Below are 13,477 nucleotides of genomic sequence, written 5' to 3' on the forward strand. Positions count from 1 at the left end.
CCCCCTTGACCGCGGCCGAATCCCCCTCCATGTCGGGGAACCGGTTTTCGGGACCTGGCCGCAAAGGCCCGGATGAAAAGCCTTTTCCGCAGTACAGAGAAACGCAATGGATGTCGTAGTCGTAGAATCTCCGGCCAAGGCCAAGACGATCAACAAGTATCTGGGTCCCGGCTACAAGGTGCTTGCATCCTTCGGTCACGTGCGCGATCTGCCGGCCAAGGACGGATCGGTGCGCCCCGACGACGACTTTGCCATGGATTGGGAAGTCGACACGGCCTCGGCCAAGCGGATGAAGGATATTTCCGACGCCATGAAGGGCGCCGACGGCCTCATTCTTGCAACCGACCCGGATCGCGAGGGTGAAGCGATATCCTGGCACGTGCTCGACCTTCTCAAGAAGAAGAAGGTGATCGGCGACAAGCCGGTCAAGCGCGTCGTCTTCAACGCCATCACCAAGAAGGCGGTGCTCGACGCGATGGCGCATCCGCGCGACATCGACGGCGCGCTGGTCGATGCCTATCTCGCCCGCCGCGCGCTCGACTATCTCGTCGGTTTCAACCTCTCGCCGGTGCTGTGGCGCAAGCTGCCGGGCGCCCGCTCGGCCGGCCGCGTCCAGTCGGTGGCGCTGCGCCTGGTCTGCGACCGCGAGACGGAAATCGAACGCTTCGTCGCCGAGGAATACTGGAACATTTCCGCGCTGCTCAAGACACCGCGCGGCGACGAGTTCGAGGCAAGGCTCGTCTCGCATCTCGGCAAGCGCATCCAGCGCAATTCCGTGACCAATGGCGAGCAGGCTGGTGGCATCAAGACGCTGCTCGAAGGCGCGAAATATGTCGTCGACAGCGTCGAGGCAAAGCCCGTCAAGCGCAATCCCGGCCCGCCCTTCACCACGTCCACCCTGCAGCAGGCCGCCTCCTCCAAGCTCGGTTTCTCGGCTTCGCGCACCATGCAGGTCGCACAGAAGCTGTATGAAGGCATAGACATCGGCGGCGAGACGGTCGGTCTCATCACCTATATGCGTACCGACGGCGTGCAGATGGCGCCCGAGGCGATCGACGGCGCCCGCGCCGCCGTCGCCGACCAGTTCGGTCCGCGCTACGTGCCGGAGAAGCCGCGCTTCTATTCGACCAAGGCGAAGAACGCCCAGGAAGCCCACGAAGCGATCCGTCCGACCGACTTCAACCGCTCGCCCGACAAGGTGCGCCGTTTCCTCGACGCCGACCAGATGCGTCTCTACGACCTCGTGTGGAAGCGCGGCATCGCCAGCCAGATGGCGTCGGCGGAAATCGAGCGCACCACGGTCGAGATCCTCGCCGACAACAATGGCGACAAGGCCGGCCTGCGCGCCGTCGGCTCGGTCATCCGCTTCGACGGTTTCATCGCCGCCTATACCGACCAGAAGGAAGAGGGCGAACCGGCCGAGGACGGCGACGACGAAGGCCGTCTGCCCGAGATCAATGCGCGGGAAGCGCTGGCCAAGCAGAAGGTCAACGCGACCCAGCATTTCACCGAGCCGCCGCCGCGCTATTCGGAAGCGACGCTGATCAAGAAGATGGAAGAGCTCGGCATCGGCCGCCCCTCCACCTATGCCGCGACTCTGAAGACGCTGAGCGACCGCGAATATGTGACGATCGACAAGCGCAAGCTCATTCCGCATTCCAAGGGCCGGCTGGTGACGGCTTTCCTCGAGAACTTCTTCACCCGTTATGTCGAGTATGACTTCACCGCGGATCTCGAGGAGAAACTCGACCAGATCTCCGCCGGCGAGTTGAACTGGAAGGACGTGCTGCGCGAATTCTGGACGAATTTCTTCGCCCAGATCGAGGACACCAAGGAACTGCGCGTCACCAATGTTCTCGACGCGCTGAACGAGGCCCTGGCCCCGCTGGTCTTCCCGAAGCGCGAGGACGGCTCGGACCCGCGCATCTGCCAGGTCTGCGGCACAGGCAACCTGTCGCTGAAGCTCGGCAAGTACGGCGCCTTCGTCGGCTGTTCGAACTATCCTGAATGCAGCTTCACGCGCCAGCTCACCTCCGAGGGTGGGGCGGAGGCCGAGGCATCCGGTTCGAACGAACCGAAAGCGCTTGGCAAGGATTCGGCGACGGGCGAGGAAATCACCCTGCGCAGCGGCCGCTTCGGACCCTACGTCCAGCGCGGCGACGGCAAGGAGGCCAAGCGCTCCTCGCTGCCCAAGGGCTGGACCCCGGACAGCATCGATTTCGACAAGGCTCTGTCGCTGCTTTCGCTGCCGCGCGAGGTCGGGAACCATCCGGAGACCGGCAAGATGATCACGGCCGGCCTCGGCCGCTACGGACCGTTCATCCTGCATGACGGCACCTATGCCAATCTCGACAACATCGAGGACGTGCTTTCGGTCGGCCTCAATCGGGCCGTCACGGTTCTGGCGGAAAAGCAGAGTAAGGGACCGGGTGGACGCGGTCGGACGGCTGCGGCCCTCAAGGAAATCGGGGAACATCCGGACGGCGGCGCGATTACTGTTCGCGATGGCAAATATGGTCCCTATATTAACTGGGCGAAGGTCAACGCCACGCTGCCGAAGGGCAAGGACCCGCAGTCGGTGACGCTGGAAGAAGCCCTGCTCATGATCGCCGAGAAGGCGGGCAAGAGCGGAACCAAGAAAACCGCGGCGAAGAAGGCCCCGGCCAAGGCCGCCGCGAAACCGAAGGCCGTCAAGGCCAAGGCCGCTGCCGCCGACGCCACCGCGGCAAAGCCAAAGAAGACAACCGCCGCCAAGCCGAAGGCCAAGGCGGCACCAAAGACGAAGAAGAGCTAGATTTGAGCAAGACCCCGCGCGACCGTTCTCCCAACCCCGCCTCCGGCAACCGCAGGAGCCGGCGTGCGGAGGCTGCGGGGGCGGCAGGCGACAAGCCGACGATCATCCATGGCGAGGTACCGTCGCGGGAAGTGTTGCTCGAGTTCATCGCCGACAACCCGGATCGCGCCTCCAAGCGCGAGATCGCCAAGGCCTTCGGGCTGAAGGGCGAAACACGGGTCGAGCTCAAGGAGGTGCTGCGTTCGCTCGAGGACGACGGCCTGGTGCAGAAGGACCGCAAGTCGCTGAAGCGGCCGGGCGCTCTCCCCCCCGTCACCGTTCTCGACATCACCACGCGCGACAAGGACGGCGAACTGATCGGCCGGCCGGCGGAATGGAACGAGGAACTGGGCGTCGCGCCAGCCGTCGCCATCCGCCAGTCGAGCGCCGACCGCGCCAGGGGCAAGGCGCCCGTCGGCGGCCTGGGCGACCGGGTGCTTGCCAAGATATTCGCCTCCAAGGACCGTGCAGGTCCCGCCTATAGCGCGCGCATCATCAAGGTCATCGACCGGCATCGCAACGCGCTGCTCGGCGTGTACCGCGAAATGCCGGGTGGTGGCGGACGGCTGATGCCGATCGAACGGCGCGGCGAGGAAATGCTGATCTCAGCCGCCGACCTGGGAGACGCCAGGGACGGCGACCTGGTCGAGGTCGAGATTGCCCGTACGGGCCGCATGGGACTGACGCAGGCCCGCGTGCTGAACGTGATCGGGTCGGTCGCCTCGGAGAAGGCGATCTCGATGATCGCCATCTATTCGCACGGCATCCCGCACATTTTCCCGCAATCGGTCCTCGACGAGGCGGATGCGGCAGAGCAAACCTCCATGTCGCACCGCGAGGACTGGCGCCATGTGCCGCTGATCACCATCGACCCGCACGACGCCAAGGACCACGACGACGCGGTCTATGCCGAGCGCGACCCCTCGCCCGACAATCCCGACGGCGTGATCGTCACGGTGGCGATCGCCGACGTCTCCTGGTATATCCGGCCGAAATCGGCGCTCGACCGCGAAGCGCTGAAGCGCGGCAACTCCGTCTATTTCCCCGACCGCGTCGTGCCGATGCTGCCCGAGCGGATTTCCAACGACCTCTGCTCGCTGCGCGAGGGCGTCGACCGGCCGGCGCTTGCCGTGCGCATGACCTTCTCCAAGGAAGGCCGCAAGGCCGGACACACATTCCATCGCGTGATGATGAAGAGTGCCGCCAAGCTCTCCTACCAGCAGGCCCAGGCGGCGATCGACGGCAAGGCCGACGACAAGGCCGGTCCGTTGCTGGAGCCCATCCTGAGGCCATTGTGGCACGCCTATGAGGTGCTGAAGCGCGGCCGCGACCGTCGCCAGCCGCTCGAACTCGACATGCCCGAGCGCAAGATCATCCTCAAGCCCGACGGCACGGTGGACCGCGTTCATGTGCCGGAACGCCTCGACGCCCACAAGCTGATCGAGGAAATGATGATCCAGGCCAATGTTTCGGCCGCAGAGACGCTGGAGAAGAAGCGCCAGCCGCTCGTCTACCGAATCCATGACGCGCCGAAGCTTTCCAAGCAGGAGACGCTGCGCGAATTTCTCGCCACCATCGGCCTGACGCTCGCCAAGGGCGCAGGACTGCGGTCGAACTCGTTCAACGGCATTCTCGCCAAGGCGCTCGACACGCCGCACCAGACCATGGTCAATGAAATGGTGCTGCGCAGCCAGAGCCAGGCGATCTACAGCCCGGAGAATATCGGCCATTTCGGCCTCAACCTGCTGAAATACGCCCATTTCACCTCGCCGATCCGGCGCTATGCCGACCTGATCGTGCATCGTGCGCTGGTCGGCTCGCTGGGGCTCGGCGAAGGCGGCATCACGCCGGAGGAAGAGGCGTCGCTCGACGACATCGCGGCGGAAATCTCGACCTTCGAGCGACGTGCCATGGCCGCCGAACGCGACACCGTCAACCGGCTTATCGCCCATCATCTCGCCGGCCGGGTCGGCGACGAATTCGATGGGCAGATTTCCGGCGTCACCAAGGCCGGACTGTTCATTACCCTGCCGCAGTTCGGCGCCGACGGCTTCGTGCCCGTTTCGACTCTGGGCCGCGACTACTATATCTACGACGAAGCGCATCAGGCGCTGTCCGGCGAAAAGACCGGGCTCGGCTACCGGCTGGGCGATTCGGTCGAGGTGAAGCTCGTGGAGGCGATCCCGCTTGCCGGCGCCCTGCGCTTCGAGATGCTGAGCGAAGGGCGGCCCATGCCGACCGCCACCCGCTCGTTCCACAAGGCCGGCCGGCGCGGTGCGTTCAAGAAGCCCGGCACCCGGCCCAGCCGGCCGAGACGGTGAGGAAAGACATGGAAGGAAAAGACATGCCCGCCAGCCAGCAGGACGAACCCGTGCGCTTCGGCGGAGACGCGGAAGCGGAACGGCCCCTCGGCCGATCCATCATGCGCGGCCTGCTCAACCAGTGTCCTGCCTGTGGCAGCGGCAAGCTCTTTCGCGCCTATCTGAAGCCGGTCGACACCTGTGCGGCCTGCGGTGAGGAAATCTTCCACCACCGGTCCGACGACCTGCCGCCCTATCTGGTGATCATGGTGCTGGGCCACGTTCTGCTCGGCGGCTTCATGATGACCGACCTGATCTTCCCGGCATCGGACTGGATCCATCTGGCGATCTGGGCGCCGCTCGGCGTGATCACAGCGCTTGTTACCATCCAGCCGATCAAGGGCGGAGTGATCGGCCTGCAGTGGGCGCTGCGCATGCACGGCTTCGGCGGCGAGACGGACGAACCCGAGAGCCTCGGTCCGACCACCAGACCATGAGCAGCCATCCGTTCCATCAGCAGGACGCCACATCCCAGGCGTCCGCGAGGATGCGTCCGCGGGACGCCGCCTCGCTTCTGCTTGTCGACCGCAGCGGCGACACGCCCCGCGTGCTGATGGGCAAGCGCGGCAGCGCGCATGTCTTCATGCCGAACCTCTACGTCTTTCCGGGCGGGCGACGCGACCGCGGCGACAGCCGGCAGGCTTTCCTGCGCGACCTGAACCCACTGGTGATTGCCAGGCTGACCGGCGGCGACGCGAGCACGGCTGCGCTCAATCGGAGCCGGGGCCTCGCCCTTGCAGCCGTGCGCGAACTTGTCGAGGAAACCGGGCTCCTCATCGGACGCACGGAAAACGGTCGCAAGGGGATTTCCCGCCTTGTCGCCGATCTTGGCAGCCTGCGCTATGTCGCTCGCGCCATCACGCCGCCGGGCAATGTGCGGCGGTTCGACACCCGGTTCTTTCTGACTTTTACTGACGAAGCGGCGGTCGATCCGGCGGGCATCAGTGATTCGTCCGAATTGCACGACCTTCGTTGGCTTGACATGGAAGACCTTTCCAGTCTGAACATGCCGGCGATCACGAGGACGATCCTCGACGACGTGAAGGCACAGATGAAGAGCGATCCATCCCTGCCGTTCGGAAGCGACGGCCCGTTCTACTTCTCCCGAAACGGGCGTTTTTTCCGCGAAACCATTTGAGGTCAGACTGATGTCAAAGCCGGACTGCGGCGCAAACGGTCACCGCGAGGAGATCCACTGGCCTTCGCTGGTTGCCGCCATATCGGCCATCACCGCGGTCGGCATCGCGATCGGCCTTGGCCTGCCGCTGCTCAGCATCATTCTGGAGAAGCGCGGCATATCCTCCACGCTGATCGGCCTGAACTCGGCGATGGCGGGCGTCGCGGCGATGGCAGCGGCACCGGTCACCACCAAGATTGCCCATTCCTTCGGCGTGGCGCGCACCATGTTGTGGGCGGTCCTTTTCGCCGCGATCAGCTCGCTCGGCTTCTACTATGCGGATCAGTTCTGGATGTGGTTTCCGCTGCGCATCGTCTTCCACGGGGCGACCACGACCCTTTTCATCCTGTCCGAGTTCTGGATCAATGCCGCAGCGCCGCCATCGCGGCGCGGCCTGGTGCTCGGCATCTATGCGACCGTGCTGTCGGTCGGCTTCGCCTCCGGCCCCCTGCTCTTCTCCGTTCTCGGCAGTGACGGCATCCTGCCCTTCGCCGTGGGCGCGATCGCCATTCTCGTCGCCGCCATTCCGATCTACATCGCGCGCGGCGAAAGCCCGGCGCTCGACGAGAAGCCCAGCAGTCATTTCCTGCGCTACATCTTCCTCGTGCCGACGGCGACGGCCGCGGTCTTCATCTTTGGCGCCGTGGAGGTCGGCGGGCTGTCGCTGTTTCCGATCTACGCCACCCGAATCGGTTTTGGCGAATCGCAGGCGGCCCTGCTGCTGACCGTGATGGGCGTCGGCAACATGATCTTCCAGATCCCGCTCGGCATGCTTTCCGACCATCTGAAGGACCGCAGGCTGCTGCTGTCGGCCATGGCGGTGATCGGGCTTGCCGGTTCGCTGGCGCTCCCCTGGCTGTCGGAGAACTGGCTGCTAATGGCCATCGTGCTGCTTTTCTGGGGCGGCAGCGTCTCGGGCCTCTATACGGTGGGCCTCAGCCATCTCGGCTCGCGCCTCACCGGCTCGGACCTCGCGGCGGCCAATGCGGCCTTCGTCTTCTGCTACGCGGTCGGCACGGTCGCCGGCCCGCAGGCGATCGGCGCCGCCATCGACATTTCCGGAAACCACGGCTTTGCTTGGGCAATTGCCGGTTTCTTCGGCCTTTACGTGGCGCTTTCGGTGGGCCGGCTGCTTTTCAGAGGGAAACGGACTTGACTTTTCCGGCGCGATTTGTAGTTTCGCGCCAGATTTGCCGTGGGCTTCGTTCGGTCGTCCACGGCTTCGTTTATTAAAGGCAGGACGACCATGGCCAAGGCTACAACCATCAAGATCAAGCTGCTGTCGACAGCCGACACGGGTTTCTTCTACGTCACCACCAAGAACAGCCGTACGATGACGGACAAGATGACGAAGACGAAGTACGATCCGATCGCACGCAAGCACGTCGAATTCAAGGAAACCAAGATCAAGTAATTCTTGATCGGTTTTCAGCGTATCAGGCGCGTTGCCCCGGGCAGCGCGCCTTTTCGTTTTGGGAATCGGAGAATTCTTGCCGCGGGCTGAGCGCCCCTCGCCTGCTCCGTCTCGGGCGGAAGGACCACAGGCAAAAAAGGCACCGCGCCTGGCCGGCTGCGGTGCCCTTGCTTGAAAGATGGGGGTCGGTCAGTACACAAATACGGCACGAGGAACCGTTAATTACTTGCGTACCAACCGACCGACCCCACGACCCAGGAGATGCGGCGGACCTGAGCATCATGGGGCATCGATTGGCCTCTTCGCGAGGCGTTCTTTCTGTTGATCTCAACTTCGCTTAACTTCAGAAGAAAATCAACAGTTTCTTAACTCTTCCACATTTTGCTTTCGGCTATGGTTAAAATGCGAGAGGACGGCACAGTTTAGAAGAGCCGACTACAATCAGGACCCCAATATTTTACTTAACGCCAATATTGCAATACCGAAGTAGTTTCCTGCGTCCAATGTGGAAAAATTCAATCTTCAAAGCCTTGGCTGCGAAGGGGACACAATATCCCGCAAATGCATCCGAAAACAAAAATACATCCGCGCAGGTAGAATTTGCCGGGCAGTCTATCTATAGTTGTGAAATACTCAGAGCACTCAGAAACGCATAGCCTTCGCGCCGAAAGCCAAAAGCACATCTCCAGGAAGAGCCTTTTGGGCAATGGAAGCGGTTCGCGCCGCAGAGCGATAAAACGCTGAATTCTGACCATTGTCATTCACAGGGAATTTCGGCGCAATCCCCCAATTCGGCAACTTGACAAAAAGAGAAGGACCGGATTGCCCCCGACCAGAGGCACGGCCCGCGTCGTTTCGATACACCAAGGGTCAGGCTGCGGCGGCCACCACCCTGTTTCGTCCGTCTCGTTTCGCCTGATAGAGCGCCAGATCGGCCTGCTTCAGCAACTGCTCCGGCGTATCGAAGCCACGGCCCGCCGTCGCGATGCCCATCGAGGCGGTGATGTCGAGCGACACCCCGGCCCCCTTGAGCACGAAGGGCTTGGACTCGATGATGCCGCGCAGGCGCTCTGCAATCACGGCCGCGACGTCGGCCGCCGTATCGGGCATGACGACGACGAATTCCTCGCCCCCGTAGCGGCATGCCAGATCGGCACCGCGCACGGTCGAGCGCACACGCATGGCGAATTCCTTCAGCACCTCGTCGCCGGCGTCATGGCCATAGGTATCGTTCACCTGCTTGAAGCGATCAATGTCGGTGATGCACACCGACAGCGACTTGCCGCGCGCCTGAGCCCGGGTGAAGAGCATCTTCAGGTGGCTGTCGAGGTAGCGACGATTGTGCAGCCCCGTCAGGCCGTCCGTGACGGCGAGTTCGATCGTCTGCGTGACGCTGTGGCGCAGACGGTCGTTGAAGCGTTTGCGACGGATCTGCGTCAGCGTGCGGGCCACCAGTTCATTGGGATCGAGCGGCCGCACGATATAGTCGTTCACGCCGAGATCAAGCGCGCGGACGATCATCTGCTCGTCGCCATGCTCGGTGATCAGCAGGATCGGGATGAAGCGCGTGCGCTCCAGCGAGCGCAGCTGCGAGCAGAGCCGGAGCGGATCGTAGTCGTCGAGATTGCCGTTGACGATGACCAGGTCATAGGGGTTTTCGGCCGCATCGAACACGGAGGCCTGCGGGTCGGACATCGCGGTCACGACAGCGATCGGCTTCAGCGTCTTGATGATGCGTTCCTGGGAACTGCCGCGGCTGTCGACCAGCAGCACCTGGGCCGCCTCCTCGAGCCGGCCTTCGCTGAGGCGCAGGGGATCGTCGATGCCTATCGACTGGGCGGTGTCGGCGCGGATGCGTAATTCATCGCTGAGCGTCTTCAGGCGCACGAGGCTCTTGACCCGCGAGATCAGCTGCAGATCATTGACCGGCTTGGTGAGAAAGTCGTCGGCGCCGGCCTTCAGGCCGCGCACGCGGTCGGACGGCTGATCCAGCGCCGTCACCATGACGACCGGAATATGGGCAGTGCGCGGATTGGCCTTCAGCCGCTCGCAGACCTCGAAACCATCCATTTCGGGCATCATGATGTCGAGCAGAACCACGTCGACCTGGGTGCGGTCGCAAATGTCCAGCGCATCACGGCCGTTGTCGGCGGTCAGCACCTCGAAGTACTCGGCAATCAGGCGGGCCTCGAGCAGCTTCACATTGGCCGGAATGTCATCGACGACAAGTATTCTCGCGGTCATCGGCCCCGTTCCCTCACGCGTCGCCCAGATAGGTCTTGATCGTCTCGATGAACTTCGGCACGGAAATCGGCTTGGAGACATAGGCTTCGCAACCGCCCTGGCGGATGCGTTCCTCGTCGCCCTTCATGGCAAAGGCCGTGACGGCAATCACCGGGATCACGTGTAGCTCGGGGTCTTCCTTCAGCCAACGGGTCACGTCGAGGCCGGAGACCTCGGGCAGCTGGATATCCATCAGGATCAGGTCAGGGCGATGCTTGCGCGCCAGATCAAGCGCCTCCATGCCATTACGGGTCTGGATCGTCTCATAGCCAGAAGCTTCGATAAGATCGCGGAAGAGCTTCATATTGAGCTCGTTGTCTTCGACAATCATTACCTTCTTCGGCATAAACCCCGTCCCCTCATCCTGCCTGGCATCCACAGATCGCTGCGGTGCGGCAGTTTGCACTCCTGGTGCGATGTCATGCTAAGGTCATTTGGTTGAGAAATAGGTAACTGTAACGAGAAATCCGGAAAGGCCCATGAAGAACAGCAGCATACCCATAAGTGCCGAGGAAACCGCCATCGCCGTTTTCGGCTGGCTTGCCGGCGAGCCGGACATGCTCGGCCGCTTTCTGGCCCTTTCGGGCACCCAGCCCGACCAATTGCGCCAGTCGATTCGCGATCCCGCCTTCATGGCCGGCATGCTGGATTTCCTCATGGCGCACGAGCCGACCCTCATGGCCTTCTGCGCGGCGACCGACACCAAGCCGGAAGCCGTCGTCAGCGCCTCGCATCACTACAATGGTCCGACGCTCGATTCGGGAGACTTCTGAATGACGCAGGGGGTCGACGCAATCCGGTTGAGCGATCGGCCCCTGGTCGTCTGCGACGTCGACGACGTCGTGCTGCAGTTCATCGTCCCCTTTCAATCCTATCTCGACAGTCTGGGTCACAGGTTGGTTCCCCGCTCGTTCCGGCTGCATGGCAATATCGTGTCCCAAGCGACGGAGACCGCCCTGCCCGACCGGGAGGTCAGCGATCTTATCGACGCCTTCTTCGACGCCCAGGAGACCTGGCAGACGCCATTTCCCACGACGGCAGCGGCGATCGAGGCCATCGCCCGTGATGCCGACATCGTGTTCCTGACCGCCATGCCGCCGCGCTTTGCCGACCGACGCCGGCGCCTGCTCGACTCGATCGGCCTCAGCCAGCCGCTGGTGGCGACCCAACAGCCCAAGGGGCCCGTTGTCGAAACCCTGCATGGCGGTCGCCCGCTGCCGGTCGCCTTCATCGACGACATGGCGCACAATCTGGTTTCGGTTGGAACCCATGTCAGCGATTGCCTGCTCTTGCACATGATCCCGGTCTCCGAGATCCATCGGCATGCGCCGCCGGCCGTGCCGCCCGTCCTGCGCGTTGCAGACTGGCCCGAGGCAACGCAGCACATCCGCCGGCATTGCAGCACTAGCCGGGCCTCATAAGAACGCCAGCCGCATCAGCGGCCTGCCCTCCTTGCGCAAGGCCACCTCTTCAAAACCGGCGGCGCGAAAAATCCGCGTCGGCCCGACATAGAGACCGACGGATTTCGACTGTTTGGTGCGATCGATCGGACAGGCCTCGACGCGGCTTGCTCCGTTTTGTCTGGCAAAGTCGACGGCTGCGGCCAGCAAGAGATGGCTGAGGCCGACACCACGGCCGGACGAGACGACGAAAAAGCAACTGATTGCCCAGACGCCCGGATCGGCCGCATCGACCTCGTCCACCGGGCGGGACACGGTGCGCGGCGAGTTCCAGTTGGGCACATCGCTGCGCGGCCCCACCTGCACCCAGCCGACCGGTTGGCCGTCGCGATAGCCGATCAGGCCCGGCGGCGGCCCGGACAGCACGCGCGCCCGCATGTACTGCTTCTTTTCGGTACCACCGAGCAGCTTGCGCTGCGCCGGCGCAAGGCGAAAATAGGTGCACCAGCAGCCATAACAGGCGCCCTGCGGCCCCATCACCATCTCGAAATCGGGCCAGAGGTCAGCGGTCAAAGGCTTTGTTGTGAACACGGTCTCATTCATCGAATCTTGCCTCTTGAGTGCGATCAGGCTAGCGCGTAAGGTGGCAATGTTCAACCTTTGTTCTCATCATGGCCGCGTCCAACGATCATCTTCCGGGATTTTGCCGCGATTGCCTGAAAGGGCAGCCGGAGGGCCGAAAGCGCTGTAGCCAATGCGGCAGCCCTCGTCTGGTCTATCATCCCGAACTCTACAGGCTGACACTCGCCCACATCGACTGCGACGCCTTCTATGCCTCGGTGGAGAAGCGCGACAATCCCGACCTCGTCGACAAGCCGGTGATCATCGGTGGGGGAAAGCGGGGGGTCGTCTCGACCGCCTGCTACATCGCCCGCATTCATGGCGTGCGATCGGCCATGCCGATGTTCAAGGCGCTGGAGGCATGCCCGCAGGCCGTGGTGATCAAGCCGGACATGGAGAAATACGTCCGGGTCGGGCGGCAGGTGCGCTCGATGATGGAAGAGCTGACGCCGCTCGTCCAGCCGCTGTCGATCGACGAAGCCTTTCTCGAGCTCAAGGGCACCGAACGGCTGCATCACGATCCTCCGGCGCGGGTCCTGGCGCGGTTTGCCCGGCGCGTCGAGGAGGAGATCGGCATCACCGTTTCCGTCGGGCTCTCCTACTGCAAGTTCCTCGCCAAGGTAGCCTCGGACCTGCAGAAGCCGCGCGGCTTTTCGGTGATCGGCGAGGCCGAGGCGCTGTCCTTCCTGGCGCCCCGCCCCGTCACCACCATCTGGGGTGTCGGCAAGGCCTTTGCCGCGACGCTGGAGCGCGACGGCATCCGCACCGTCGGGCAATTGCAGACCATGGAGGAAAGCGACCTCATGCGGCGCTACGGCACCATGGGGCAGCGTCTGTTTCGCCTGTCGCGCGGCATCGACGACCGCGACGTGCACCTCAACGACGCCGCCAAGAGTGTTTCGGCCGAGACCACCTTCTTCGACGACATCTGGCAGTACGAGGAACTGGTCACGCATCTGCGTTCGCTGTCCGAAAAGGTCGCGTGGCGGCTGAAAAAGAGCGGTATCTCCGGTCAGACCGTGGTGCTGAAACTGAAGACCGCCGACTTCAAGCTCAGGACGCGCAACCGCAGGCTGGACGACCCGACGCAGCTTGCCGACCGGATCTTTCGCACCGGGCTCGCCCTGCTGGAAAAGGAAGCGGACGGAACGCGCTTCCGCCTGATCGGCATCGGCGTCAGCGACCTCCAGGACGAGTCGCGCGCCGATCCGCCAGATCTCGTCGACGAACAGGCGCAGCGCCGGGCTGCGGCAGAGATGGCCATGGACAAGCTGAGGGAGAAGTTCGGAAGATCGAGCGTACAGACCGGTTATACGTTTCCCGGAAAGGGGAATACACGCATCTGAGTCTCTTTACTTGCTCGTACCCACGCCGATTAATACAAAGTGC

At 63.3% G+C, this 13,477-nt stretch carries 12 protein-coding genes; 9 read left to right on the forward strand and 3 right to left on the reverse strand.

Translation table 11 applies throughout. The annotated features are described in order from the left end of the window. Positions 1-106 precede the first annotated feature (106 nt). From topA to rpmG, 6 genes are all read left to right on the forward strand, one after another. Positions 107-2,794 (forward strand): type I DNA topoisomerase, encoded by a 2,688-nt coding sequence (gene topA, locus AC07Y0_RS10495; protein ID WP_498676977.1) that lies wholly within the window; start codon positions 107-109, stop codon positions 2,792-2,794. A gap of 101 nt (positions 2,795-2,895) precedes the next feature. Beyond that, positions 2,896-5,154, forward strand: a complete 2,259-nt coding sequence (gene rnr / locus AC07Y0_RS10500) for a ribonuclease R (RefSeq protein WP_498680211.1) — start codon at positions 2,896-2,898, stop codon at positions 5,152-5,154. Positions 5,155-5,177: 23 nt separating this feature from the next. Then, a complete protein-coding gene (locus tag AC07Y0_RS10505) occupies positions 5,178-5,630 on the forward strand; it encodes a DUF983 domain-containing protein (RefSeq protein ID WP_498676979.1) in 453 nt (150 codons plus the stop codon). Further along, positions 5,627-6,331, forward strand: a complete 705-nt coding sequence (locus AC07Y0_RS10510) for an NUDIX hydrolase (protein ID WP_498676981.1) — start codon at positions 5,627-5,629, stop codon at positions 6,329-6,331. Before AC07Y0_RS10505 ends, AC07Y0_RS10510 begins: the two co-directional genes overlap by 4 nt. 10 nt (positions 6,332-6,341) lie before the next feature. Continuing rightward, the gene (locus AC07Y0_RS10515) at positions 6,342-7,526 is read left to right on the forward strand and encodes an MFS transporter (protein ID WP_498676983.1); all 1,185 of its coding nucleotides are present in this window, start codon (positions 6,342-6,344) and stop codon (positions 7,524-7,526) included. A 90-nt stretch (positions 7,527-7,616) separates the two neighbouring features. Next, positions 7,617-7,784 (forward strand): 50S ribosomal protein L33, encoded by a 168-nt coding sequence (gene rpmG, locus AC07Y0_RS10520; protein WP_015915679.1) that lies wholly within the window; start codon positions 7,617-7,619, stop codon positions 7,782-7,784. Between the two features lie 870 nt (positions 7,785-8,654). On the opposite strand, the gene AC07Y0_RS10525 is transcribed toward rpmG, so the two are convergent. Further along, positions 8,655-10,028, reverse strand: a complete 1,374-nt coding sequence (locus AC07Y0_RS10525; RefSeq protein WP_498676985.1) for a PleD family two-component system response regulator — start codon at positions 10,026-10,028, stop codon at positions 8,655-8,657. Between the two features lie 13 nt (positions 10,029-10,041). Further along, on the reverse strand, positions 10,042-10,413 hold the full coding sequence (locus AC07Y0_RS10530) for a response regulator (RefSeq protein ID WP_498676987.1): 372 nt from the start codon (positions 10,411-10,413) through the stop codon (positions 10,042-10,044). 133 nt (positions 10,414-10,546) lie between these two features. Here AC07Y0_RS10530 and AC07Y0_RS10535 point away from each other — a divergent pair, with 133 nt between their 5' ends. Both AC07Y0_RS10535 and AC07Y0_RS10540 read left to right on the forward strand, forming a co-directional pair. After that, positions 10,547-10,840: a DUF3572 domain-containing protein gene (locus tag AC07Y0_RS10535; RefSeq protein WP_498676988.1), complete on the forward strand. Its 294-nt coding sequence runs from the start codon at positions 10,547-10,549 to the stop codon at positions 10,838-10,840. Continuing rightward, the gene (locus tag AC07Y0_RS10540; protein ID WP_498676989.1) at positions 10,841-11,488 is read left to right on the forward strand and encodes a hypothetical protein; all 648 of its coding nucleotides are present in this window, start codon (positions 10,841-10,843) and stop codon (positions 11,486-11,488) included. It abuts the gene before it with no gap. On the opposite strand, the gene AC07Y0_RS10545 is transcribed toward AC07Y0_RS10540, so the two are convergent. Then, on the reverse strand, positions 11,483-12,070 hold the full coding sequence (locus tag AC07Y0_RS10545) for a GNAT family N-acetyltransferase (RefSeq protein ID WP_498676991.1): 588 nt from the start codon (positions 12,068-12,070) through the stop codon (positions 11,483-11,485). The genes AC07Y0_RS10540 and AC07Y0_RS10545 overlap by 6 nt on opposite strands. Before the next feature lie 68 nt (positions 12,071-12,138). Here AC07Y0_RS10545 and AC07Y0_RS10550 point away from each other — a divergent pair, with 68 nt between their 5' ends. Further along, positions 12,139-13,434, forward strand: a complete 1,296-nt coding sequence (locus AC07Y0_RS10550; protein ID WP_498676993.1) for a DNA polymerase IV — start codon at positions 12,139-12,141, stop codon at positions 13,432-13,434. The last annotated feature ends 43 nt before the right edge of the window (positions 13,435-13,477 follow it).

This window comes from Allorhizobium sp. GW101-3B10 (genome assembly GCF_059424725.1).